The organism is Nocardia arseniciresistens, from assembly GCF_046764875.1.
GTDB classification, from domain to species: Bacteria; Actinomycetota; Actinomycetes; order Mycobacteriales; family Mycobacteriaceae; genus Nocardia; species Nocardia arseniciresistens.
This window is the reverse complement of sequence record NZ_JBKORD010000012.1, coordinates 196,738-221,200: the sequence shown is the minus strand read 5'-3', so window position 1 is coordinate 221,200 and position 24,463 is coordinate 196,738. Positions and strand designations below refer to the sequence as shown.

General features: G+C 67.3%; 24 protein-coding genes. 12 read left to right on the top strand and 12 right to left on the bottom strand.

Going from position 1 to position 24,463, the window contains the following annotated elements; translation table 11 throughout:
- Window positions 1-53: 53 nt before the first annotated feature.
- On the bottom strand, window positions 54-1,529 hold the full coding sequence (locus ACLMAJ_RS23120) for a PfkB family carbohydrate kinase (RefSeq protein WP_412015888.1): 1,476 nt from the start codon (window positions 1,527-1,529) through the stop codon (window positions 54-56).
- 494 nt (window positions 1,530-2,023) lie between these two features.
- On the opposite strand from ACLMAJ_RS23120, the gene ACLMAJ_RS23115 reads away from it, so the two are divergent.
- Together ACLMAJ_RS23115 and ACLMAJ_RS23110 are read left to right on the top strand one after the other, a co-directional pair.
- Window positions 2,024-2,302 carry a hypothetical protein gene (locus tag ACLMAJ_RS23115; RefSeq protein WP_412015887.1) on the top strand — a complete coding sequence of 93 codons (279 nt, stop codon included), beginning with the start codon at window positions 2,024-2,026 and terminating at the stop codon, window positions 2,300-2,302.
- A gap of 52 nt (window positions 2,303-2,354) precedes the next feature.
- On the top strand, window positions 2,355-2,762 hold the full coding sequence (locus ACLMAJ_RS23110) for a hypothetical protein (protein WP_412015886.1): 408 nt from the start codon (window positions 2,355-2,357) through the stop codon (window positions 2,760-2,762).
- Window positions 2,763-2,822: 60 nt separating this feature from the next.
- Here ACLMAJ_RS23110 and ACLMAJ_RS23105 read toward each other — a convergent pair whose 3' ends face one another.
- The 3 genes from ACLMAJ_RS23105 to ACLMAJ_RS23095 are packed head-to-tail and all read right to left on the bottom strand — an operon-like array spanning window position 2,823 to window position 5,207.
- Window positions 2,823-3,899 carry a quinone-dependent dihydroorotate dehydrogenase gene (locus ACLMAJ_RS23105; protein ID WP_412015885.1) on the bottom strand — a complete coding sequence of 359 codons (1,077 nt, stop codon included), beginning with the start codon at window positions 3,897-3,899 and terminating at the stop codon, window positions 2,823-2,825.
- 4 nt (window positions 3,900-3,903) lie between these two features.
- The gene (locus ACLMAJ_RS23100) at window positions 3,904-4,185 is read right to left on the bottom strand and encodes a DUF5703 family protein (RefSeq protein ID WP_412015884.1); all 282 of its coding nucleotides are present in this window, start codon (window positions 4,183-4,185) and stop codon (window positions 3,904-3,906) included.
- Window positions 4,185-5,207, bottom strand: coding sequence for a YncE family protein (locus ACLMAJ_RS23095; RefSeq protein ID WP_412015883.1), 1,023 nt, complete (start codon window positions 5,205-5,207; stop codon window positions 4,185-4,187). Before ACLMAJ_RS23095 ends, ACLMAJ_RS23100 begins: the two co-directional genes overlap by 1 nt.
- Before the next feature lie 165 nt (window positions 5,208-5,372).
- On the opposite strand from ACLMAJ_RS23095, the gene ACLMAJ_RS23090 reads away from it, so the two are divergent.
- The 4 genes from ACLMAJ_RS23090 to ACLMAJ_RS23075 are packed head-to-tail and all read left to right on the top strand — an operon-like array spanning window position 5,373 to window position 8,770.
- Window positions 5,373-5,729 (top strand): hypothetical protein, encoded by a 357-nt coding sequence (locus tag ACLMAJ_RS23090; protein ID WP_412015882.1) that lies wholly within the window; start codon window positions 5,373-5,375, stop codon window positions 5,727-5,729.
- A 6-nt stretch (window positions 5,730-5,735) separates the two neighbouring features.
- A complete protein-coding gene (locus tag ACLMAJ_RS23085) occupies window positions 5,736-6,269 on the top strand; it encodes a WKL family lipoprotein (RefSeq protein ID WP_412015881.1) in 534 nt (177 codons plus the stop codon).
- Window positions 6,269-8,362, top strand: a complete 2,094-nt coding sequence (locus ACLMAJ_RS23080) for an MMPL family transporter (protein WP_412015880.1) — start codon at window positions 6,269-6,271, stop codon at window positions 8,360-8,362. Before ACLMAJ_RS23085 ends, ACLMAJ_RS23080 begins: the two co-directional genes overlap by 1 nt.
- Before the next feature lie 15 nt (window positions 8,363-8,377).
- Window positions 8,378-8,770 (top strand): YrdB family protein, encoded by a 393-nt coding sequence (locus ACLMAJ_RS23075; protein WP_412015879.1) that lies wholly within the window; start codon window positions 8,378-8,380, stop codon window positions 8,768-8,770.
- Window positions 8,771-8,883: 113 nt separating this feature from the next.
- On the opposite strand, the gene ACLMAJ_RS23070 is transcribed toward ACLMAJ_RS23075, so the two are convergent.
- From ACLMAJ_RS23070 to ACLMAJ_RS23055, 4 genes are all read right to left on the bottom strand, one after another.
- Window positions 8,884-9,729: a heme ABC transporter ATP-binding protein gene (locus ACLMAJ_RS23070; protein WP_412015878.1), complete on the bottom strand. Its 846-nt coding sequence runs from the start codon at window positions 9,727-9,729 to the stop codon at window positions 8,884-8,886.
- Window positions 9,726-10,799, bottom strand: coding sequence for a FecCD family ABC transporter permease (locus ACLMAJ_RS23065; protein ID WP_412015960.1), 1,074 nt, complete (start codon window positions 10,797-10,799; stop codon window positions 9,726-9,728). Before ACLMAJ_RS23065 ends, ACLMAJ_RS23070 begins: the two co-directional genes overlap by 4 nt.
- A 56-nt stretch (window positions 10,800-10,855) precedes the next feature.
- On the bottom strand, window positions 10,856-11,833 hold the full coding sequence (locus tag ACLMAJ_RS23060) for a heme/hemin ABC transporter substrate-binding protein (protein WP_412015959.1): 978 nt from the start codon (window positions 11,831-11,833) through the stop codon (window positions 10,856-10,858).
- A 146-nt stretch (window positions 11,834-11,979) separates the two neighbouring features.
- The gene (locus ACLMAJ_RS23055) at window positions 11,980-12,954 is read right to left on the bottom strand and encodes an aldo/keto reductase (protein WP_412015877.1); all 975 of its coding nucleotides are present in this window, start codon (window positions 12,952-12,954) and stop codon (window positions 11,980-11,982) included.
- A 259-nt stretch (window positions 12,955-13,213) separates the two neighbouring features.
- On the opposite strand from ACLMAJ_RS23055, the gene ACLMAJ_RS23050 reads away from it, so the two are divergent.
- The 4 genes from ACLMAJ_RS23050 (at window position 13,214) to ACLMAJ_RS23035 (ending at window position 16,417) form a co-directional block, all read left to right on the top strand.
- Window positions 13,214-14,143, top strand: a complete 930-nt coding sequence (locus tag ACLMAJ_RS23050; RefSeq protein ID WP_412015958.1) for an undecaprenyl-diphosphate phosphatase — start codon at window positions 13,214-13,216, stop codon at window positions 14,141-14,143.
- A 43-nt stretch (window positions 14,144-14,186) separates the two neighbouring features.
- Window positions 14,187-14,957, top strand: a complete 771-nt coding sequence (locus ACLMAJ_RS23045; RefSeq protein WP_412015876.1) for a histidine phosphatase family protein — start codon at window positions 14,187-14,189, stop codon at window positions 14,955-14,957.
- A gap of 71 nt (window positions 14,958-15,028) precedes the next feature.
- The gene (locus ACLMAJ_RS23040) at window positions 15,029-15,613 is read left to right on the top strand and encodes a DUF3090 domain-containing protein (protein WP_412015875.1); all 585 of its coding nucleotides are present in this window, start codon (window positions 15,029-15,031) and stop codon (window positions 15,611-15,613) included.
- A gap of 3 nt (window positions 15,614-15,616) precedes the next feature.
- On the top strand, window positions 15,617-16,417 hold the full coding sequence (locus ACLMAJ_RS23035) for an SCO1664 family protein (protein WP_412015874.1): 801 nt from the start codon (window positions 15,617-15,619) through the stop codon (window positions 16,415-16,417).
- Between the two features lie 10 nt (window positions 16,418-16,427).
- Here ACLMAJ_RS23035 and ACLMAJ_RS23030 read toward each other — a convergent pair whose 3' ends face one another.
- Window positions 16,428-17,294, bottom strand: a complete 867-nt coding sequence (locus tag ACLMAJ_RS23030) for an LLM class flavin-dependent oxidoreductase (protein ID WP_412015873.1) — start codon at window positions 17,292-17,294, stop codon at window positions 16,428-16,430.
- Window positions 17,295-17,570: 276 nt separating this feature from the next.
- On the opposite strand from ACLMAJ_RS23030, the gene mshC reads away from it, so the two are divergent.
- Window positions 17,571-18,809 (top strand): cysteine--1-D-myo-inosityl 2-amino-2-deoxy-alpha-D-glucopyranoside ligase, encoded by a 1,239-nt coding sequence (gene mshC / locus ACLMAJ_RS23025; protein ID WP_412015872.1) that lies wholly within the window; start codon window positions 17,571-17,573, stop codon window positions 18,807-18,809.
- A gap of 186 nt (window positions 18,810-18,995) precedes the next feature.
- A complete protein-coding gene (locus ACLMAJ_RS23020; protein ID WP_412015871.1) occupies window positions 18,996-20,096 on the top strand; it encodes an MBL fold metallo-hydrolase in 1,101 nt (366 codons plus the stop codon).
- A gap of 137 nt (window positions 20,097-20,233) precedes the next feature.
- Here ACLMAJ_RS23020 and fadD11 read toward each other — a convergent pair whose 3' ends face one another.
- The 3 genes from fadD11 to ACLMAJ_RS23005 form a co-directional block, all read right to left on the bottom strand.
- Window positions 20,234-22,048, bottom strand: a complete 1,815-nt coding sequence (gene fadD11, locus ACLMAJ_RS23015) for a fatty acid--CoA ligase FadD11 (RefSeq protein WP_412015870.1) — start codon at window positions 22,046-22,048, stop codon at window positions 20,234-20,236.
- A 44-nt stretch (window positions 22,049-22,092) separates the two neighbouring features.
- Window positions 22,093-23,241, bottom strand: a complete 1,149-nt coding sequence (locus ACLMAJ_RS23010) for a methyltransferase (RefSeq protein ID WP_412015957.1) — start codon at window positions 23,239-23,241, stop codon at window positions 22,093-22,095.
- Window positions 23,242-23,557: 316 nt separating this feature from the next.
- On the bottom strand, window positions 23,558-24,457 hold the full coding sequence (locus tag ACLMAJ_RS23005) for a LysR family transcriptional regulator (protein WP_412015869.1): 900 nt from the start codon (window positions 24,455-24,457) through the stop codon (window positions 23,558-23,560).
- Window positions 24,458-24,463: the final 6 nt, after the last annotated feature.

Below are 24,463 nucleotides of genomic sequence, written 5' to 3'. Positions count from 1 at the left end.
CGATCCGATGAAATGAGACGCAAAAAGTGGTAAAATGTCGCGGGCTCAGACGATCACGGTCGTCGAGTCGAGGCGAATCGTTCGACGGTGTCGTCGATATCGCCGGTGAGCGGCATGGTGCTCGGTACATCTCCGAGTTTTTGCGTCAGCAGCATGGCCGCGGTCGCCCACTCCAGGTCTTTCTGCTGGAGCGACTCCTCCGACAAGACCACCCGATAGGCGAGAGCCGCCGAGAACGCCGCAGCCGCACCCGGCGCGTTCTTGAGCGCGGGCAGGTAGTGCGTGACGTCGATATCGAGCCGGTCCGATCGCATCGCGCAACGAAATTCGCCCACCGTGCACACCGCGCCGACCCCGAGCCCGAGTAGTCGGCGCGCAACGTCCTCACTCGACGCCGATGCCACGTCCGGGATCATTTTCTCGAGCTCGTCAGCGGAGCCGACCAGATAGTCGACCGCGTCGAAATACCGATACAGATCCTGCGGCACAGGAAGATTCGGAGTCGGACAGACAATCAACCGCGGTTTGGGCCGCATGTTCTGAACCATGGCCAACACCTGGGTGATGATGCCGATGGGGTGTTCGAATGTCAGTAGTACGACGTCCGAGGCGCCGATTTCGGCACGAACATCCGGGCTGTCGAGATCGGCCGCCTCCAATCTGACCCCCTCGCTCTGCACGCCGATCAACGCCATATCGCCGCTCGAGGTCATGATGACCGCGGTGATCGGCGATGGCGCGAGCGGGGCGGTCTTGATCAGCCCGGTTCCGACTCCGGCCTTGTCGAGGTATTGCCTGATCCGACTGCCGTTTTCGTCGCCACCCAGTGCCGTGACGATGCGCACCTGAAGTCCGAGGCGCGCGGCCGCAACCGCCCGATTGAGCCCCTTGCCGCCGGGATGCTCGCTGTAGCTGTTGCCGCGAGCAGGCGCGTCGACGGCAGGAATGCGGTCGACCCGGTAGAGATGATCCATGACCGCATCACCGACGACTGTCACAATTCCGGGTCGCGGTTTCGAGTTCGGCAGCGTCACTATGATTTTCGGAGTGGGGGCGAGCTGCGGGATCGGGTACCCGGTTTCACCGGCGAGCAGGCCCGCCAACGCGGTGAACGCGTCGTGCTCCGAAGTGGTTCGCAGCCGCTTGACCGTCGGCGCCTCCGGGATGGCCTCCGCGCGCAGCGTCTCGTGCAAACGTTGCCAGTTCGCGGCGAGATACTCCCGCCGCTGACCCAGGCTATCGGCGTAGAGCCGATCGAGATCGATCCCGTCCGGGGGGCTTTCGCGCAGCAGCCCGAGCGAGAGGGCAGCATCGGCGATCAGCCGGGCAGTCGGCTGCAAGCGCCGCGCCATGTCGCTCACGACTGGCAGCATGGACTCCTCCGGTGACCGCCCCGTGCGCAGCGCACGTTGCCGAACGACCACCAGGTCGAGCAGTGGCTCGACGTCGATCTCGGTGTTGCGCAAGCGATCCGAGCTCAGACCGGAGTACTTGCACAGCCGCGTGAGGATGTTGCGTATCGCGACCATACGAGAGTCCTGCGGAAGGTTCTGCAAGATCCGCCCCTCCCTGTGTGCGTTGTCGTTTCGTTGTGCTCTGCGGAGAACTGCCCGGCGATCGGGGTTTAGCGCCAACGCGATCCGGCAATCCCCAATTTACTCCGGCAATTGACCATCATGAAGGGCAAATGCCACACTGGTTTTGACGATCTGATCGTCCACCAGACAAACCGGGAGGGTTTGGTGATGAGAGTGATTCTGCAGATGCGACATGCTCGAAGGCGCGGACGGCACAACGTCGGCAACTCTGATACCGAGCTGGAGACAAACCGCGCCACGGACTAGGCGAACGGCGCGCTGTTCGCTTGGACATCCGAGAAGAAATCAGCCAATACCGTCGCCCGCTACGCATCATCCGCGGGTGGCGAGGCCCGGCCGATCGGGCAACTCGAATCGGCTGGGGCTCAGTGCTCCCCAACAATGGCGCCTGTTCGGCGACGATTCCTCCGCCCGTGGAGACAGCCGTGACGATCTACGAAAGCAGCCGGTCGATGACCAGCAGCGTCACGCCCGAGTGGGCATGGCGGGCAGGCCAAGAGGAACCAGCGTGGCGACTGAGCTGGTTGCCCAACCCGCTGACCCGTGAACAGGCATTGGCCGGGATGGAACTGCAGGAGATCCTCAGCCATCCGGACCTGGCCTCGGACCCCACCGCGCAGGCGCTGGCCGATCAACTCGGCCTCACCGTCCGGCAGGCGCTGAGCCTGCTGCATCAACGGATGCTCGACAGGAGTCATTCGTGACCACCTACCCCCAAGAGCTCATCGAGCTCGAGCAGTCGCACCGGAGGCACCCATGAACGTGCATACAACCGAATGGACGATGATCAGTGACCTGACCCCCGAATCAGCCTATCGGACAACAGGACCAGGGTCAGCAGTGTGGCTGTTGAGCTGGCTGCCCGATCGACTGCTGACCCGCGAACAGGCATTGGCGGGTATGGAGCTCGACGAGATCCTCAGCGACCCGCGCGGCGTGCACGATCACCACGCGCAATCCGAAGCGTCCGAGCGTGCCGACATCCTCGACATCCTGTGGGAGCAGGCGGTGATCCTGCTGTCCAAGCAGATTCTGGTCCGACTGCGCCAGGGCTCTGGTGCGGAACCGAACCAGGCCGACGGGGGCAGTGAGCCGGCCACGACCGGACACACGTTGCGCTCGCATCGTGTGTCGCTGCATCCTCGCGGGCCGGTGTACGGGTAGCGCGCTGCCCGAAAGCGCATGCCACGCAAGGATGCATCGAACGCCGCGCCAGCGGTGCTGTCAGGCGCGATCGCCGTTCTCGGCGCCGACGGCGTCAGCGATCGACTTGTACCCGTGTTCGCGCAGGCGCGCGGCGATGCCGCGGTGAATGCGGCGGGTCCAGAACGCGCCCCCGTAGATGAAACCCGTGTAGCCCTGCAGCAGAGTGGCGCCCGCGAGGATGCGTTCCCACGCCTGGTCGGGGGTTTCGATACCGCCAACGGAGATCAGCACGAGCCGGTCGCCGACGCGACGGTAGAGCCGGCGCAGCACCTCCAGGGAGCGGTCGGCGACCGGCGCGCCGGAGAGGCCGCCCGCGCCCATCGCCTCGACCTCGGCGGCGGGGGTGCGCAGGCCGTCGCGGCGGATGGTCGTGTTGGTCGCGACAATGCCCGCGAGACGCAACTCGACCGCGAGGTCGGCTACCGCGTCGATGTCGTCGTCGGAGAGATCGGGTGCGATCTTCACCAGCACCGGAACCTCGACACTGTCGAGTACGGCCTGTAGCACCGGGCGCAGCGATTCGACGGCTTGCAGATCGCGCAAACCGGGGGTGTTGGGGGAGCTCACGTTGACCACGACGAAGTCAGCGAGCGGACCGAGCAATGCGGCGCTGATCGCGTAATCGACTGCGGCGCCTTCCGCTTCGACGATCTTCGTCTTGCCGATATTGGCACCGATCGGCAGCCCGCCGCGGCGGCCACGCAACCGTCGCGCCGCCGCGGCGGCACCGTCGTTGTTGAAACCCATCCGGTTGATCAGGGCGTGATCGGCGGGCAGCCGGAACAGTCGCGGCGCGGGATTGCCCGGTTGGGCATCGGCGGTGACGGTGCCGATTTCGGCGAAACCGAAACCGAGCGGGCCCCAGGCATCGACGCCATCGGCATTCTTATCGAAGCCGGCGGCCAAGCCCAGCGGCGCGGAGAACTCGACGCCGAATGCGGTGTTGCGCAGGATCGGATCCCGCGAAACCAGAACCTTGGACATCGCCGAGCGCGACGGTGCGAAGCGGTCGGCCAGTTTGATCGTCGCGAAGACCAGGTGGTGGATTCGTTCCGGCGGCAGCAAGAACATCAAGCGCAATAACAGTGCGTACATGGGCTCACATCCCCGCTTCGGGCTGGGGTAGCAGCGCGGTCTTTCGGCGGCGCAGCAGCACTCGACGGCTGCCGTCGGTATAGGCGCGTACGCGCGAGAGCTCCCAACCACCGAATTCGGCTTGGATTGCCAGCCGCATGGATGCGGTCACCCGATTCACCTCCGGAGGTAGTCGCAGTGGCACGTACTCGTAATCGTCACTACTGGTTTCCCAGTTCGCGGGGAGCGCGGTGCGTGGGCTCCTGGTCCGGTGATGATCTGGCGGTTGCGTATCCTTCGACGCCATCAGTGCCCTCCCTTTCGCTGGTCCGCCCGGATCCGCTGCAGACCGTCCCCGGTCGCGGACCCGACGAACAGGTCTCCGGTGTGCTCGTCGATGGCTATCGAATTGGCCTGCCGGACCGTCGGAAAGCGGCCCACTTCCTCCGGGATACCCGTCGACAGATCGAATCCGACGACTTCGTTGGTCTGCGTACACGTCACCCACACGGTCTCGGACCGCTGATCGTAGGCGAGCGCGTAGGGCGACGATCTTACCGGGAAACGCTGGCGCAGTACGAGCGGTCCGGCCGTGTAGACCAGCAGTTCGTTACCCGCGGTGTCGGTGACGATGATGCGGCCGAAGTGGTCGGCGATCAGATTGGTGGCGCCGTCACCGACGCGCAGAGCCAGGCCGAGTTGGTCTTTGCGCAGGTCGACTTCGGTGAGGGAGGTCTGGCGGCGATCCAGAACGGTCACGCGATCACCGGTGATGGCCAGAGCGTCGGCCGAGACGAGCCCGGAGACGGTGTGGAGGACTTCACCCGTGGGGGACAGAACGCGCACGGTACCGTCGGCCGTGCCGACGACCAGGGAGCCGTCAGCGCGTATTTGCGCCGTGTGCACCTCACCCTCGACCGGCACCGCGGTGGTCGTGCCCGCGACAGCGTCGATACGCAGCACCTGATTCGGCAAGGCCGCAAGGACTTCGCCGTGCGGCCCCGCGGCGATCGCGGCGGCCTTCGCGGGCAGAGGCACAGCGCGCACCTCAGGCGGGGTGGTCGCCGGGTCGATGAGCGAGAGCGTGGTCGCGCTGCCGTCGAGTGCGGCGAGCAGGCCGGTTCCGGTGACGGCGAGCAGATCGGTGATCGGCGTGGTGATCGGCAGGACCTGACCAGTCGGTGTAGCGGTCGTGTCCGAGGCGGTGGCGGCGGTGGCGGATGGTCTGGTCGGCAGATCCGCACCATTGGTGCCCGACGAGCATCCGGCGAGCAGCACTATCACCGCGATACCCGCAATCGCTGAGGGGACCGAGCCGCGAGGGCGCATCCACCGAACTCCTTCTACCGACGTACTACCGACCGATCATCCGCAACGCCACCATCTGACCATGATGGCGCACCATCGCAGCCGACTGGGGTGGCGGCTCGAGGAGAATGTCGGTGATCGGGGTTACCGTTGACTTGAAACAGTGTCCGACTCAGGGAGATCTGGTTGAAAGCCGACCATCCATCGGGATTTGCCATCGATGACATAACCGTTGGTCCGTTTGCTCACGGATTCGGCAGCACCGCCGATGGCAGGCCCTATGCCTTCCGCACCGTCCGCTCGATGGTGGTGCTGGAGATCTACCGCGCCGACCTCGACAGTGACGTTCCCGGCCCGGAGGACGTCGTCGCGCTCGCCCAGGCACGGGCCACCGACATCGACCTCCACGACGAACGCAGCGTAGTGGCGCTGGTGCGGGACATGATTCCGCACGCGGTGCCGGTCGAATCGGCCGCCGAGCGCGACGTGACGACCGTCCGGGCACTGCTGGGCCGAATCAGCTCCGTCATCGATGGTATGTAAAGGGAGATGCCAACCACACGATTCGCCCGTACCGCGCTGACCGCAGCGTCCATTCTCGCCGTGGCCTCGATCGCGGCGTGCAGCTCGGGACCGGACGAAGCGGCCGTGGACGTCGCGCGCTCTTCGGCCAACGCTTCGTTGTCCTCCTCGGTCGCCGTCTCCTCGAGTGCCGCGCACCCGCCGCTGCCGACCGCCGCCGAGCTCGACGCGCAGATCAAACGCGCACTGGACCCGTCGCTGCCCGACAGCGAACGCACCGCCCTCATCGAAGACGGTGAGGTGTTCAAGGACGCCATCCCTGACATGTACAAGGCGCTGCAGGACAATCCGCGCGCCGTCTACGGGGTCACCGACCCGGTTTTCGACAACCGCGACGGCACCTTGACCGCGACCATGCGCTTGGACAAGGACGGCAGCGGTAGCGCGATCCGCACCACCGTGGTGCATTTCGTGCTCATCGACGGCAAGTGGAAGATCTCCCGCACCGACCTGTGCGGCATCCTGCGCTCGGCCGATTACCGCACCGCGGCCTGCGGCTAGTGCTCGATACGGGCCTGGCACGGTGGGGTCATTTCGTCTATCGCCATCGATATCTGGTCCTCGTGGCGTTCGCGCTGGCCGTCCTCGCCTCCGGCTGGTACGGCCGTGATCTCTCGGGCAGGCTGACCCAGGAGGGTTGGTTCGACGAGAGCAGCGAATCGGTGGCGGCTTCCAAGATCGCCGATGACACCTTCGGGCGCGATACCGACAGCGACCTCATCGCCGTCTACACCGCTCCCGACGGCGCCACCGTCGATGACCCCGCGGTGCGTGCCGCGGTGACCAGCGCGCTCGAGCAGCTGCTGACCCGCCATCCCGACCGGGTCCAGAAGGTCGACAGCTATTGGGACAGCCCGTTCGCCGCACAGGCCACCGACGCCTCCCACACCCACGCCTTCGCCAGCATCGGGCTGCGCGGGGAGGGCACCGCCACAGTCGAGAACTACGCCGCGATCAAGGACCAGCTCGGCGCCGGCCGCGCCGGAGGTGGGCCTGGCGGTACGACAGTGCAGCTGGCCGGGCTGCAGCCGATTGTCGAAGGCATCAACCAGGGCATGCAGCACGACATCAAACGCGCCGAAATGATCGCGTTGCCGATCGTGGCGATCCTGTTGTACTTCGTCTTCGGCGGGGTGATCGGCGCGCTGCTGCCGGTGCTCATCGGCGGCATGACGGTGCTCGGCACACAGGGCACCATGCGCGTGCTCACCGACCACATCGATGTGAACGTATTCGCAAGCGCGGTCGTGACTTTGGTCAGTCTCGGGCTCGCGATCGACTACGGCCTGTTCACTGTGACCAGGTTCCGTGAGGAGCTCGCCGCCGGCCACTCGGTGGAGGAGGCGACCGCGCGCACCATGGCCACCGCGGGGCGCACGGTGCTGTTCTCGGCGGCGATCATCGCGATCAGTCTCGGCGCGTTGTTCATCTTCCCCAACGGTGTGCTGCGCTCGGTGCCCTACGGCGGTATCAGTTCGGTTTTGCTCGCCGCGCTACTGTCGGTGACCGCGCTGCCCGCGGTGCTCAGCATCGTCGGGCGACGCATCGACCTGTGGGGGTGGCATCGCTTCTCCCGCAGCAAAACCGAGGCGCAGATCGATGCCGGATTCTTCTCACGACTGGCCACCACCGCGATGCGGCGACCGTGGTTGATCGCGGTGCCGATCGTGCTCGGGCTGCTGGCGTTGAGTATCCCGTTCCGCCACATCGAATTCGGTGGCCTGAGCGAACGCTATCTGGCCGATGACAACTCGGCAAGGGTGGCACAGGAACGCTTCGACGAGCTGTTCCCGAGCTTCCGCACCGAGCCGCTCAAACTTGTCGTGATCGGGGCGAATCCACAGCAGCTCAGTGATATCCGGTTCGAGGCCAGCCACATTCCCGGCCTCACCGGACGTTTCGAACCCGGTGCGCCGACCAAAGATGGCATCAATGTGCTCAACGCGGGCTTGGCCGATAAACGCGACGCCGACACGGTGATCGAGGCACTGCGCGCCATCCCCGAACCGCCCGGGGTGCAGATCATGGTCGCGGGTGTGCCCGCGCTCGAGCGCGACAGCATCAACGGACTGCTCGACGGGCTGCCGATGCTGGCCGCGATCCTGGTGGTCGCCGCCCTCGGACTGATGTACGCGGCGTTCCGGTCCTTCGTGCTCGCGTTCAAGGCCGTCATCATGAGTGCGTTGAGCCTTGGCTCCACCCTCGGCATCCTCACCTGGATTTTCGTGGAGGGTCACGGCGCGGGGGTTTTCCATTTCACTCCGGGCCCGCTGATGTTCGCGGTCCTCGCGTTGATCGTGACGGTCATCTTCGGACTGTCCACCGACTACGAAGTGTTCCTGCTCTCACGCATGGCCGAGGCCCGCGCGGGCGGCGCCGACCCGCCGGAGGCGATCCGCTACGGCATCGCCCACACCGGCGGCGTCATCACCTCCGCCGCCGCGATTCTCATCGTGGTGACGGGTGCGTTCGGTTTCTCCGATCTGGTGCTGATGAAATACATCGCCTATGGGATGATCGCCGCGCTGATCATCGACGCGACGGTGATCCGTATGCTGCTCACGCCTGCGGTGTTGAAACTGATCTGGCGTTGAGAAGGAGGGGCGATCGTGCGTGCGGTCAAGGGCGCGAACCTGGCATCGGTGTTTCTGCTCGAGCTGGGTGTGCTTGCCGGAGTTGGCATCTGGGGCTTCACGTTGCCCGCGGGGTGGATTATCCGAGTGGTCGCTGGGCTGGGTGGGCCCGCGGTGTTCGTCCTCATGTGGGCGATGTTCGGTGCGGGCGGGGGCGCGAGAATTCAGCTCACCGGGGTTTGGCGGCTCGGCCTGGAATTGATTTGGTTCGGCGGTGGTGCGCTCGCCTGGTACCAGGCTGTGGGGCCGATCGCGGGGCTGGTCTTCTTCGCGCTGTGGGCGATTACCGCGGCGGTGCGGGTGGGCTTGCAGGGCGGGTTGCTGGTCGACATCGGACGCGACGGTATGACCGAGCCGCCACCGGATTGATGTATCGGGGACTGCCCAGAGGCCGATGGCGGTCTCCATCATCATCGCTGCCGACCACGCGGCTACCCGAACTTCGCGATTTTTCGCGCCATTACAACCGGAGTCCCTACCGGTCAGCGGCGGACCGGCAAGACTAATTGCGCACCGGTGACGGGGTGGTCGAGTACTTCGACGGGGTGTTGGTAGACGCGGCTGAGCAGTTCGGTGGTCAGCACGTCGCGGGGTGGGCCGTCGGCGGCGATGCGACCGGCGTCCAGGACCGCGACGCGGTCGGCGTAGGCGGCGGCGATGCCGAGGTCGTGCAGGACGACCACGACGGCCGTCCCCTCCTCGGCGCGGGCGGTTGCGAGGTTCAGTACGGCCTCTTGGTGACCGAGGTCCAATGCGGCGGTGGGTTCGTCCAGTAGCAGCGTGCCGGTGTCCTGGGCGAGGACGCGGGCCAGCGCGACGCGCGCGCGTTCGCCACCCGACAGTGTCGGAAACGACCGGGCCGCAAGGTGTTCCACGTCGGTGGCGGCCATGGCGGCGGCGATCTTCTCGTCGTCGAGTTCACGCAGTTCGGTACGCATCCACGGCGCTCGGCCCATGGCGACCACTTCGCGCGCGGTGAACGGGAAGCCGACGGTGTGACTCTGAGGCAGCACCGCACGGCGGCGGGCCATGTCGAGCGGGGACCAATGGGCCAGCGCGCGGCCATCGAGCTCGACGGTACCTTCGGTCGGCTCGAGCTCACCCGCGAGCGCGGCAAGCAGCGTGGACTTACCCGCACCATTCGGTCCGACCAGCGCGACCACTTGACCGGTAACCACCTCGAAATCCACAGCTTCGAGCACCCGACTGCTGCCCGATCCGGTGACACCCCGGCGATCGATGCTCACCCCGACTGCTCGCAGCGTCACCGAATCTCGCTTGTGCGCAACAGGCAGCTCATGCGTCCGCGCAAAAACACCACCCATCATGCCCAGCCTCCCGCGCGGGCTCGGGTGCGCCGCAGCAGCCAGAAGAAGAAGGGGCCGCCGACAAGGGAGGTGAGCATGCCGAGGGGGAGGTCGGCGTTATCGACAAGGGAGCGGGCGCCGACGTCGGCGGCGAGCAGGACAACGGCGCCGATGACAGCGCTCAAGGGGATCAGGACGCGATGGGCGGGGCCGACGAGCATGCGGACCAGGTGCGGGACGATCAGGCCGACGAACAGGATGATGCCGGTGAACGCGACACCCCCGGTGGCCAGGATCGCCACGACCACGATGACGTTGCGGCGCAAGCGTTCTACATCGACGCCGAGATGTCGCGCGGCGGATTCGCCAAGGGCGAGCAGATCCAGGCGCGGCGCGATGAGGATCGCGGCGAATAGACCCGCGGCGGTGAGTGGGGCGACCACGCTCACCGAGTCCCATGTGGCGCCGTTGAGGCTGCCCAGCTGCCAGAACACGATCTGATCGCGGGCGGCCGGGGAGGCGACGAACAGCAGCAAGGCGATGAGTCCACCGGCGAAGGCATTGATCGCGACGCCGGTGAGCACCAGGGTGACCACCTCGGTGCGTCCATTGGATCGGGCAAGCACATACACCAGAAACGTGGTCGCCAGACCCGCGACGAACGCCGCCGCCGCGACCGACCAGGCAGCGACGAACGCGCCGCCGAACACGATGACCGCGCCCGCACCGACCGCCGCACCCGCGGACACCCCGATCACGCCGGGCTCGGCGAGCGGATTGGCGAACACTCCCTGCAACAACGCACCCGCTGTCGCCAACGCCGCACCGACCAGCATCGCCAGCACCACCCGGGGGAAACGCACCTGCCACAGCGTCACCTCACCGGCGGGATGCGCGGGCATCGGACCCCAGTCCAGCCCGATCCGATGCAACACACTGCCCGCGACCTCGGCGGGGGTGGTCGGCACCTGCCCGATCCCGGCGGATGCAAGCGCGAGCAGCACCAGCAAGACCACCGCGATGACGAAGACGATCGTGGTACGCGAACGGCCCCGCGATTTCGGGGCACCCGGCTGCGGACTGTGCGGCATCGTCGGTTCGGTCGTCGCGCTGCCGGAGGTGTCGCTCACTCGCTCGCCGCCGATGCTCATGCGGGTGGAGTGCCGTACACGGCCTCGCTCAGGGCCGCGATGACGCGACCGGTGTTGGGGCCGAAGCTCAGTACTACCGCATCCGACATATCGACCACGCGGCGATTGCGGCCCGCGGGGGTTTGGGCGATGCCGGGGACCTTCTCCAGGCCGTCGATGCCACCGACAGATTTCAGGCCGTCGGTCATGACGAGCAACACGTCGGGGGCAGCGCCGATCATCGCTTCGCTGGTGATCGCGACGAACGGCTCTTTGATTCCGGCTACCTCGCCCGCGTCGGTGGCGCCCAGCGCGGCAATGAGCGCGTCCGCGCCGGAGCCGGGCCCCGCGAGCATGGTGATGGCGCTGCTGCGCAGGTAGAGGAAGGCGATGGTGAGCGGCTTGTCCTGCTTGGGCACGGCGGCGCTCGCGGTGGCGATCTCGTCGCGGGTGCGTTGGGCAAGGGCCTGACCACGGTCGGGGACGCCGAGTGCGGCCGCGACGGCCTCGATCTGCGGGACGACACCGTCCATGGTGCGTTCCGGATCGAAGTACACGACCGTGACACCCGCCGCGCGCAGCTGCTCGCGCACCGCTGGCGCGGCGCTGGTGCTGTCGGTGAGGAATACCGAAGGGCGCAGTGCCAGAATTGATTCCAGATTCAGAGAGCCACTGCCGCCGGTGACACTCGGCAGGTTGCGCACCGCGGGGAACGAGGCACCGGTGCTGCGGCCGATAAGTTTCGGACCCAGACCCAACCCCCAGACGATCTGCGCGAGGGTGCCGGTGCGGTCCGCGGCGATGATCCGGCTTGCGCTGTCGACGGTGACCTCGGAACCGTCGAAGGACCGCACCGTCACCGGCAGCGTGGGGGTCGGTTCCGGTCCGATCGGCACCGGGTCGAGATCGGCCAACCCTGCGGTGCTGGGCCCCTGCCGACCCGAGCCGGTGACATCGCTACCGGTGCCACACGCGGCGGCCGCGACGACCAGCATCAACGCGAGAACGGCGAAGACCGCACGCCCCGATGCGGTGCGGACACGGCCCAACCCTCGCGCCGCCGCCGCGGGCCTCGACAAGCGCGCACGGAAAACCGAAAGCCTCGACGTCGCAAACCTCATGCAGGCAAGGCTAACTTGCATCATTCCGTGCGTGCACTGACGTCATCCAGAGCGGCCGCGATGGCCCGAGGTAGTTCGAGAGCTTCGGCGGCGAGCACACCGGTCAGCTGCCCGATATCGCGGGCTCCGACGATCATGCTGGAGACGCCGGGACGGTCCCGAATCCAGGCGAGCGCGACGGCCAGCGGCGAGGTGGCCAGACCGTCGGCGGCGGTGACCAGCGCGTCGACAACCCGGGTTGCGCGCTCATCGAGCCGCTGGCGGATCTCGGCGGCGGTCGCCTCGTCCGCCCCGCGCGAATCGGCGGGCACCCCATCGCGATATTTACCGGTGAGGATGCCCCCCGCCAGCGGTGCCGACGCGATCAGTCCGACACCGTGATGGTCCGCGGCGGGCAGGTAAGAACTTTCGGTGCCGCGCGCCAGCAGTGAATACGGCGTCTGCGCGACAGTGATCGGCGCGACGGCCGCCAGACTGGCTAACTGCCAAGCGCCGAATCCACGCACACCCGCGTACCTGACCCGCCCCGAGCGCACCGCGTATTCGAGGGTCGCGGCGACCTCCTCGAGCGGCGTGCGCGGATCCCAGGCCGCCACGTTCCAGATGTCGAGGTAATCGGTGCCGAGCTCGAGCAGTGTCCGGTCCAGTTGTCGCAGCAGGGTGCGCCGCGAGGTATCCACCGTCGGGTGAGCCGGTTCCGGCGTGGGCACCGACGGACCGACCGGCGCGTGTGAAACCCTCGGCAGCACACCGGCACAGCCGCTGATCACCAGGTCGTCACGCGAGACCAGGTCACCGAGCAGTTCGGCCAGGATCCGTTGCGCCGCGCCACCGGCGTAGGCGGGGGAGGTATCCACCAAGGTGCCGCCCGCGTCGGTGAAAGCCACCAGCTGCCCGGCAGCCTCGTCGGAATCCGTATGCGACCCCCATGTGTGGGTCGCCAAACCGATCCGGGACACCCGTAGGCCACTGCGACCGACCGTCCGCTGTTCCATCACCGTGTCCACGATTTCGTCACGGCGCCAAGCCTAGAGCGTGCGAGCAGATGCGGACGTGCACCCGCGCTGTGCGTCGCGGCCCCGCGCAGTGATGGGTGAGGTCACCGCCCCGGCACCCGATCCTCGCCTCGACACTGTACTGTCGCTGCGTGATTGCGGCGGTGATCATCTCAGTGCTACCCGCCTACGAACCAATTGCCCAGCCGGAACGGATATTTCGGGCAGAAGCGGAGGAGGGTAAGTGGTCGGCGAGTCCATGACCTGGGTACAGGCGCTAGTACTCGGTCTGGTGCAGGGACTGACGGAGTTTCTGCCGATTTCCTCCTCAGCGCATCTGCGTATCGTGTCGGCCGTGTTCTTCGGTGACGACGCGGGCGCTTCGTTCACCGCGGTGACCCAGTTGGGCACCGAGGCCGCCGTGCTGGTGTATTTCGCCAAGGACATCGCGCGCATCGTGCGCGCCTGGTTCAGCACGGTGCTGAGCAAGATCAGGGGAACGGCCGAGCAGCGCGTTCCGCTCGCCGACCAGGTCACCATGAAGCTTCCCGTGATGCGTCCCGGCGCACCGATGGTGCTCGATGAGACCACGCAGCGCGAACTCGACTACCGCATCGGCTGGTATGTCATCATCGCGACCATCCCGATCGGTCTACTCGGGTTCGTGCTCAAAGATCAGATCCGCACCGGCGCCCGCAATCTGTGGCTGGTTTCTTTCATGCTGATCGTGTTCGCGCTGGTCATCGCCGCCGGCGAGTATTACGGACGCAAGACCCGCCCGATCGAGCAATTAACCACCCGCGACGGCCTCATCATGGGTTTCGCTCAGTGTCTGGCGTTGATCCCGGGTGTGTCGCGCTCCGGCGCCACCGCGACTGCCGGACTGTTCCTGGGGCTCGAGCGTGCCGCCGCGGTGCGGTTCTCGTTCCTGCTCGCCATTCCCGCGGTCACCGCCTCCGGTCTGTTCAGCCTGCCCGATGCATTCGAACCGGCAGGGGAAGGGCTCAATGCCAGCGGCCCGCAGCTGCTCGTCGCGACGATCGTCGCGTTCGTCGTCGGCTACGCCTCGGTTGCCTGGCTGCTCAAGTTCGTCGCCAAGCATTCCCTCGACTGGTTCGTCGGCTACCGCATCGTGCTCGGATTGACCGTGATGGGCCTATTGGCAAGCGGGGTGGTGTCGGCGACATGATCGCCAACGGACCCCGTCCGATCGCGCCCATTAGGCTGGCCGCATGACGGTAATCCTGCTGCGACACGGTGTGTCGACCTCGAACACCGCCCGCACCCTCGCCGGGCGCAGCCAGGGCGTCGATCTGACCGAGCGCGGCAACGAGCAGGCGCGCACCCTGGCCGACCGCCTGGCAGCGCTGCCGATCGAGCACATCGTGCACTCGCCGCTGCTGCGCTGCCAGCGCACGGTCGCGCCGCTCGCGGAAAAACTGGGCCTGGAACCGGAGTACGACGACCGGCTGATCGAGGTCGACTACGGCGAGTGGACCGGCAAGCTACTGGCCGAGCTGCTGGCCGAGCCGCTGTGGAAGGTCGTGCAACAGCACGCCTCCGGCGCGGTGTTCCCCGGCGGGGAGGGCCTCGCGCAGGTGCAGGCCCGTGCGGTCGCCGCGATCCGCGACCTGGACCGGAACTTCGCCGAACAGCACGGCCACGACGTGCTGTGGGTCGCATGCTCGCACGGTGATGTCATCAAGTCGGTGCTCGCCGACGCGTTCGGCATCCACTTGGACGGCTTCCAACGCATCGTGGTGGAGCCCGCGTCGATCAGTGTCGTTCGCTACACCCCGACCGCGCCGTATGTGTGGCGCCTCAACGACACCGGGACCGACCTTTCCGCGCTGGCGGCGTCCAACGTGCCACCGCCCGCGGCCGATTCCGGCACCACAGGGGACACCGAACCGGTCGATACCTCCGGGCCCGTTCCCGGCGGGGAGGTAGGTGATACCGGAAGTGCGGATAATGGGAATGCGGAGCGTCGAGATTCCTTGTAAACGAGTAGCCGGCGTGATGAATATCTGTGCGCCGCCAGTAGTCGATCAAGGTCACGTATCAGGAGGTGCATGTGTCACGCGCAATCCATGTATTCCGCACCCCCGATCGTTTCGTCGCCGGGACTGTCGGTGAGCCGGGCGATCGTTCGTTCTATTTGCAGGCCGTGGAGGAACCGCGCGTTGTCAGCGTGCTGTTGGAGAAGCAGCAGGTAAAGGTGCTCGCCGACCGCATGGGTCTGCTGTTGGACGAGGTCGCGCGCCGCTTCGGTGCCGAGATGCCGCCGCAGGCCGACGATGTGGCCGACGTCGACCCGTTGCAGACGCCGGTCGATGCCGAATTCCGGGTCGGCACCATGGGTTTGGGCTGGGACGCCGACGCGGGTGCGGTGGTGGTGGAGCTGCTGGCTATCACCGAGACCGAGGTCGACGAGTCGGTGGTGCTCGATGACACCGAGGAGGGACCCGACGCGGTGCGGGTGTTCCTGACCCCGATTCAGGCGCGCGAGTTCGCGCTGCGCTCCACCCGCGTCATCGCGGCGGGACGTCCGCCGTGTCCGCTGTGCGGCGAACCGCTCTCGACCCGCGGCCACATGTGTGTGCGCACCAACGGTTATAAGCGCGGGGATATCTTCGGCGCGGCCGAGCTGGAGGAGTAACCGGTGGCCGTGTGGCACACCGCCGATTTGACGGTGATCGGACGGGTGACCGTCGCAAGCAATGTCACCCTCGTCTGTGATGTGCCCGGCAGCCCGGGGCCCGACGGTGCGCCGCTACGAGTGGTGTACAAACCGGTGCGCGGTGAGCAGCCGCTGTGGGATTTCCCCGACGGCACCCTCGCGGGCCGGGAGGTGGGCTCATATCTGATATCGGATGCCCTCGGCTGGGGCATCATCCCGGAAACCATCCTGCGCGAGGGCCCCTACGGTCCCGGCATGGTGCAACGCTGGGTGAACGCGGTGGACAACCACACCGAACAGGGCAACCGTCTGGATTTGATCGACCTGGTTCCCGCGGGCGCGGTCCCCGACGGCTTCTGCGAAGTGCTGCGCGCCCACGACCCTGCGGGCAACGAGGTCTCACTCATCCACGCCGACGATCCACGCCTGCAACGCATGGCAGTACTGGATGTCTTGCTCAACAACGCCGACCGCAAAGGCGGACACGCCCTGGAAGGCACCGACGGCCAGGTCTATGGCGTCGACCACGGCATCTGCCTGCACAGCGAGCACAAACTTCGCACGGTGCTGTGGGGATGGGCGGGCCGCGATATCGACAAAGATCTGCTCGACGACATCACCGCCTTCGCGAAGGCACTGCCCGGCCAGGTCGCCGACGATCTCGCACCCCACCTGACCGACCCCGAGATCGACGCACTCGCCGAGCGGACCCAACAGCTGCTCGACGACCCGGTGATGCCCGGTCCGCGCACCCACCGCCCGATTCCCTGGCCCGCGTTCTGAGCGTGCCGCCTCAATCGAGCAGCGGGCGCACCTTCTCACCGACGAATCGCACGAACCCCGCCAGATCTGGGTCGTCGTCGGTCGGTTCGAGCACGACGGTGTCCGCGCCCGCGGCCGCGTATCGGCGCACGGCCTCCGCGATGGCGTCGGGGGTGCCCGCGATGCCGGCACCCTCCTGAAAACCGTTGCGCCGCGCGGTTGCCGCCAGTCGTGCCGCGGCATCTGGTCCGGTTGCCGCGGCCAAGTACACCGTCACCCGATGTGGTTCTGTCCGACCGGCTTTCACACGGCCTTCCTCGATGAGCAGCCGTGCCGCGCGCACGCCCTGCGGCGCGGTACGTGAGGTGAGGATGGTGCCGTCGGCGAGTTCGCCCGACAGCCGTAGGGTGCGCGGACCGCCCGCGGCGGCCAGGATCGGCGCGGGCGCGGTGGGCGCAAAATCCAGCGCGACGTTGTCCAGTCGCACGTAGCGGCCCTCGGTGGTCACGGTTTCTCCGTTGAGCAACGCGCGCAGCGCGCTGAGTTGTTCGCGCAGCAGGGTCATCGGTGATTCGACTCCCGCGCCGATCTGCGTCATCCATTCCTGCACGCCGTGCCCGAATCCCGGCAGGATCCGCCCCGGGTGCATCCGCAACAGCGCGGCGACCTCCATGGCAGTCAGTGCGACATTGCGCAACGGCACCGGCAGCACGCCGATGCCGACGCGTATCCGCTCGGTGCGCGCGAGCACGGTCGCGGCGGCCGCGATACCGCCGCCCCAGAAGCAGTCCTCCCACAGCCACAATTCGTCGAGGCCGCTGTCTTCCGCGGCGTTGCCCACTGCGGCAAGATCTTCCGGTGGAAGTTGTGGGAGGGCGACGGCACCGAGAACAGTCATCCGGTCACGGTATCGCGGGATACCGACAAGAGTGGCTCGCGTCGGTTGCCGGCCACCACCGACCCTATGGTGCTCGATGATTGCGAGAGCCGGATTCGCCCGGTTCGCCGACCTCGCAAATCGGGCACCGAGCGCATCGGACCAGCGAGCACGAAACCATTGACATCTGCCACCGACGCCGTTTATGCAGGTCGCAACACACCATGGGGGTGTCCTACGTCGCGAATCGGACGGGGCGAAGGCCGATGATCTCCACCACACCTTTACCCTCGAATGATGCAGTCCTGGTCCGATACCGCCCTTCCCACCATCCCCGGAGCAGGGCCACCGTTGCGGTTGTTCGACACCGCCGACCGACAGGTCCGGCCGGTCACCCCCGGTCCGACGGCCACCATGTACGTCTGCGGGATCACGCCCTACGACGCCACCCACCTGGGGCACGCGGCAACCTACTTGACCTTCGACCTGGTCAACCGGTTGTGGCGAGACGCGGGCCACGACGTGCACTACGTGCAAAACGTCACCGACGTCGACGACCCGCTGTTCGAGCGCGCCGCCCGCGACGGCATCGACTGGCGCGATCTGGGCACCCGCGAGATCGAGCTGTTCCGCGAGGACATGTCCGAGCTGCGGATCGTGCCGCCGCGCGACTATATCGGGGCCATCGAGTCGGTCGACGAGGTCGTGGAAATCGTGCAGAAGCTGCTTGCTTCGGGTGCGGCCTATATCGTCGACGACGCCGAATTCCCCGATATCTACTTCCGCGCGGACGCCACCGAGCAGTTCGGCTACGAATCCGGCTACGACCGCGCCACCATGGACCGCTTGTTCGCCGAACGCGGCGGCGACCCTGATCGCCCCGGCAAACGCGACACCATCGACGCGCTGCTGTGGCGCTCCGCGCGCCCTGGCGAGCCGTCGTGGCCCGCCCCCTTCGGTGCGGGCCGTCCCGGTTGGCATATCGAGTGTGCGGCGATCGCCCTCAACCGCGTCGGCCCCGAATTCGACATTCAGGGCGGCGGCAGTGACCTGATCTACCCGCACCACGAGTACTCCGCTGCCCACGCCGAAGCGCTCATCGCCGGGCGCCGCTTCGCGCGCCACTACGTCCATGCCGGTCTGATCGGCCTCGACGGCGAGAAGATGTCCAAGTCCAAGGGCAACCTGGTGCTGGTCTCCGAACTGCGCCGCTCCGGCACCGACCCCGCCGCGATCCGCCTGGGCCTGCTCGCCGGCCACTACCGCCAGGACCGTATGTGGACCGACACCGTCCTCGCCGCGGCCACCGGGCGCCTGGATCTGTGGCGGCGCGCGACCTCACTGGCCTCCGGCCCCACCGCCGAGGACACGATCGCTCGCCTGCGCCAACACCTGGCCGACGATCTCGATACCCCGAAAGCTTTGGCCGCCGTGGACAACTGGGCAACCCAAGCCGTCGAGTACGGTGGCGCCGACCGCGAAGCTCCCGCCTTGATCGCCGCCGCGGTCGATGCGCTGCTGGGCGTGCGCCTGTAGAGCTCTGTCCGACCCGTCCGGCTTCTCGTGGCGGGCGGGTCGGTACGTATCTCCTGCCGCCGGAGGCATTTGCCCTCCGGCGGTCGTGTTCGGGAGCCGGGGCCCTCATAGCCGGATGACGCGAGTGGCTGCTTTGTCGAGGCGACCTCTCTTGCCCGCGCCGCGATTCCGTGATCTGGTGCTCCTGTGTGCAACATTCATCCGCGTGCCCTGATCGGTCGGCGCACCGCGCTCGGTGGTGTCTTCGGTGCCGTCACGCAGCGGGTGGCCGGTCATTTGGAGGCCTCCGCTGAGCCTGCCGGGGCCCGAACCCTCGCGGCACGTCAGCGTTTCTTCGGCGCGGACCTCATCGACCCGGAGACTGGAGCGGTGCGTGCCGACCAGGTGGTGCTGTCGTGGGTGGGCTGCACGACCTTCGCGTTGGCGATCGGCGGGTCGGTGTTGCTGCTCGACGCGTGGGTGCCCCGGTTCACCAGTTCGGGCTATGTGCCCGCCACCGCGCAGGATCTGGCCGATTTGCATCCGGAGGCAATCTTCATCGGGCACGGGCATTTCGACCACGCCGGTGACGCGGGCCGGATCGCGCAGGCCTGCGGCGCGGTGGTGCACGGTAGCGCCGAACACTGTGCTGCCATCCGCGCGCAGGTGACCGACCCGTCGTTCCCCACGGTCGAACTGGGCGATGCCGACACGCTGATCGGCGCGCGCCACGATTTCACCGTCGGCAATGTCGCGGTGACTGCCATCCGTCATCTGCATTCGGCTCCGACCGCCCCCGACCGTAGCGACCCGGCCGCACCGTTCTTCCCGATACCCGACCTGCGCGCGATGGTGACGCACCCGCCGACGCTCGACGGCGTGCTGCACAGTCTGCCGCGACTGCGCGACCAGGAAGGCGGTGTCCTGCTCTACCAATTCCGGGTTCCAGGATTCACCCTCACCTGGCACGACTCAGCGGGCCCGCTGACCGAGAAAGCCCCCCACGTCTTCGACGTCTTGTCCGGCCTCGCCCCGACCGACGTGCAGATCGGCGCCATTCAGGGCTTCAACCAAATCACCAACGGCCTACGAGACCCCCGCCGCTACATCGAATCCCTGCGCCCGACCCTGTTCGTGCCCAGCCACCACGACAACTGGCTGCCCGGCGTCACCAGCCAGGCCGCCCGCTACGACGTCCCGCTGCGCACCGAACTGGCCCGCCTCACACCCGCGCAGCGCCCTGAATTGCGCACCATGCACGACCCGACCGACTACGTGCGTCCGCAACGACTGACCTTCGCGCTGTAATCGGGGGCGAGTACCACTCGAGCGGCCTTACGCAGCCAGAATCGTCGCGCAGCGGTCCGCCCTACTCGGATTCCCTCTCCTCGTCGTCGTCCCCGTCCGGTTCGACGAGCAGGGCGCGGAGCGCGTTCGAGATCCAGCTAGCTCGCGCGCACGACGTGTTCGACGGGCTCATGCACTGTCGCCGCCGGTTGTGCGGTGTAGAGCTCCTCGATTTCGGTGGCGTATTTCGTAGCGATCGGCTTGCGGCGCAGCTTCATGGTGAGGGTGATCTCGTCGCCGCCGGGCTCCCAGAAGGTCGGTAGGACGGTGAAGCGTTTGATCTGTTCGACGCGCGAGAGCTTCGTATTCCCTGCCGCGATACCGCGGGCGATCTCGGCGATCACACCGGGGTCGGCGGCGAGGGCGGCGGCGGAGGAATCGGGCAGTCCGTGCTTGGCGGCATAGGGTGCGGCGGATTCGGCGTCGAGGACGATCAGTGCGGTGTTGAAGGGGCGGGCGTCGCCGATGGTGGCCAGCGCGCCGACCAGTGGGGCGGCGGCCTTGATCGCGTTCTCGATGTTGGCGGGGGACATGTTCTTTCCCGCGGAGTTGATGATGAGTTCCTTCTTGCGGTCCACCACGCGCAGGAACCCGTCGGCGTCGCTGGTGAGGATGTCGCCGGTGTGCAGCCAACCCTCGGCGTCGACGGCCTCGGCGGTCTTGTCCGGATCTTTGCGGTAGCGGCGCATCACCAAGGGGCCGCGGACGAGGAATTCGCCGTCCTCGGCGATCTTGGATTCCATGCCGGGCAGCATCCGTCCGACGGTACCCAGGCGCGCCTCGGCCGGTGAGCTGGCACTTGCCACACACGTCAGCTCGGACATGCCCCAGATTTCACAGATCGGGATGCCGAGGCCGGTGAAGAACCCGAGGGTCTCCGGTGGGATCGGCGCGGCACCCGACATCGCCCACTTCACCTGGTCCAAACCAATTTTCGCGCGCAGTTTCGACAGCACCCGTTCGTCGGCCTCGGCCCATTGCGCGGCCAGCTCCGCCTCGATCGGCCGGCCTTCGAGTTGCGCGGCTGCCTTGCGTGCGGCCACCGCCAGCGCCCACTGCAAAGCGGCGCGGGTGGTGTCGTCGGGTTCGTTGTCGACGGAGAATTCGACGGCGGCCTTGAGCTTTTCCCATACCCTCGGCACCGCACCCCAAATGGTCGGGTGCACATCGAGCAGGGCGGCGGGCAGGAGTGTGCGGTCGGGCACGACGGTGATCTGGATGCCGAAGACCTCCTGTAAATACAGCGCGGTCATGCGGTCGGCCATGTGTGCGGTCGGCAGGTAGGAGATTTGGCGGTCACCGAATTCGACGGGGAGCACCGTGTGGAAGGCGTGCGCCTCGGCGAGCAGGTTCGCGTGGGTGATCTCCACGCCCTTCGGATTGCCGGTGGTGCCGGAGGTGTAGACCAGTGTCGCGACGTCCTCGGGGGCCACCGCCCGCCAGGTCGCTTCGAAGTCGAAATCGGTGCGGCCCATGGCTTTGAGCTCGGCGACGCTGATGGTTCCGGCATGCTCTGCATCGACGCACACGATGGTCTCGATCGGCGCTCCACACGACCTGACCCGCTCGACGTACTGTTCCTCGCAGATCACCACCCGGTTCTCGGCATTGGTGAACACATAGTTCAACTGCTCCGGCGCCAAGGTGTTGTACACCGAGAACGATGCCGCCCCGGTGTGCTGTGCGCCTACCTCGAGCGGATAGAACTCGACCCGATTGCTCATCATCAGCGCGACGGTGTCACCGCGGCCGACCCCGAGGGCGTTGAGCCCTGCGGCGACATGTCGTGCTTGATCGGCGTATTCACGCCAGGTCAGGGTCTGTCCGCCTCCGATGGAGCGCACAGCGACCGCTTCTGGGTCGATCGCGGCGGTGCGCTGGAACGCGGCGCACGACGTGTTCAGTTGGTTCATCGCACAGTCTCAATCACCTCAGCCGGATTTTGCTCTCACCGACGTTAGGTCGCCGGTCGCGGCAAGGGGGACGTTTTGCCCGATTCAGCCAGCCGCCACAGCGAGGTGATCTCCGCGCCGCGAGCGGTGTGCAGTGGATCGGTCGGATCCGTCGCGCGGCTGTGGTGTGGCCGGGTGTCGAGGCGGTCGAGGACGCGCAGCCCTGCCGAGGCGATGGCGTCGGTGAGGTTTTCGCGTGTCCTGAGCTCGAGGTGCTCGGCGAGATCGGACAGGATCAGCCAGCCTTCGCCGCCGGGTGTCAGGTGAGCGGCGAGACCGGTGAGGAAGGCGTGCAGCATGGCGCCGTCGGGGTCGTAGACGCCCTGTTCGACGGCGGCGGTGGGACGCGCGGGCAACCACGGCGGGTTGCACACGATGAGCTCGGCGCGACCGGCGGGGAACAAGTCGGGGCCGGTCACCTCGATGCGATCGGTCAGGTCGAGCCGGTCGATGTTGTCGCGGGCGCAAGCCAATGCGCGCGGGTTGATGTCGGTGGCCACGACATGCTCGATGCCGCGACGGGCCAGCACGGCCGCGAGCACACCGGTTCCGGTGCCGAGGTCGAATGCGGTGCGGGGGCCCTCGCCACCGGCGGGCAGTGGTGCCTGCGCGACCAGGTCGACGTATTCACCTCGCACGGGTGAGAACACCCCGTAATGCGGGTGGATGCGCGCACCCAGCGCAGGCACATCGACACCCTTGGCGCGCCACTGCTGTGCACCGATCGCGCCGAGCAATTCGGTGAGCGCGACAACCATCGGTTGCCCGGGCGCGCCGTAGGTCTCGGCGCACACCTGCCGCAGATCCGGTGCCCTGCGTAACTCGAGGGTGTGGTCCGCGGACAACTCGACGACGAGTTTCCCCAGCACCCGCGCACGATGCCCCCGAGCTCGACGATAGAGGTGGAAAGTCTCCGCGACGCTACCGCCGCGCGGCGGCGTTACGCGGTCGATGCGGCGACGCAGCGCCTGCAATAACTGCCGTGCCTGCTGAAAATCGCCCTGCCACAACAGCGCGGTGCCCTCACAGGCCAATCGGTAGGCGGTGTCGGCGCGCATGGTGTCGTCGGCGACGATAACCCGTCGCGGCATCGGCGCGCCGCTCTCGGAATGCCAGGGGGCGCTACGGTCGGTGTCGGTGTCGGTCCAGTGCATGGTTGGCACGGATGCTCCTCGTGATCGAACGTGTGTGGACACGGAGAGCACTTCGACCAGGTGCGATCACAGCCGGGTGTCGGACCCGGGCGAGGTTGGAACCGGGGAAGGGCTAGCCGTTCTGCGTCGAAGCGCGAGCGAAGGAGTCGCCGAGGACCATGCCGAGCGTCACGAGAAGCCCTTTCACTGATTCACCTCAAGAATCCCATAGGGCGCGGCGCGCGGGTGGCGCGGGTACGGCAGTCCCGCGCGGCTGGGACCCGGTGTCGTTCCGCCGAGCGACCGATCCCGTCGGGTGAGATGAATGCGGGTCGTTTCAGGATCGCATGGGTACCGTGGCGCGGACGGTGGCGTTCATCGCCGCGGTGAACGCCACGATGGCCGGGTGCTGGTCGGCGCCCGCGCGGAAGGCGATTCTGGTGTGGCGTGCGATCGGGAGCTCGGTGAGGATCACCCCGGCGGGTGGACGCGCCGCACTCGCTTCCGGGACCAGCGCGACACCCTGACCGGCCGCGACGAAGGCCAAAACCGTGGCGAATTCGTCGATCTGGTGGCGGATGTGGGGCAGGAAGCCCGCGGCCTGGCAGGCGCGGATGGTCATGGTGTGGCAGCGGGTGCCGGTGGTCGCCACGATCCACTGCTCGTCGCGGCAGGTGGCGAGGACGGCGTCGGTGGTGGTGCGTGGAGTGGTGGAGGCCAGGAACATTGTTTCGCGGTAGAGGGGCTCGGTGTGTACTCCGGCCTCGGGCGGGAACGGCACCAGGTCGTAGTCGTGTACCAGCGCCACGTCCAGCTCGCCCGCGCGCAGTGCGTCCGAGACCAGCGCCGGGTCGAGTTCCGCCACGCGAGGCTGGAGGCCGGGATGGTCCTGGGCCAGGGTGCGCAGCGCGGCCGGGATGAAAGCCTGTGTCGCGGAAGGGAAAGCGCCGATCCGCAGCGCACCGGTGGGCCCGGCCTCGGAATCGGCCAGGTCCGCCTGTGCCTGTTCCAGGCGGGCCAGCACGACCTCGGCATGCCCGACGAGGGTGTGCCCGGCCGGGGTGAGCGTCACCCGCCGCCCGGTGCGCTGCAATAACGCCACCCCGGCTTCGCGCTCCAGTGCGCTGAGTTGCTGCGAGACCGCGGACGGAGTGAAGGCCAACGCCTCAGCGACCGCGGCGATGGTGCCGCGACGGGCCAGTTCCCGCAGCAGCCGCAACTTGCGAACATCGAGCATCAGATG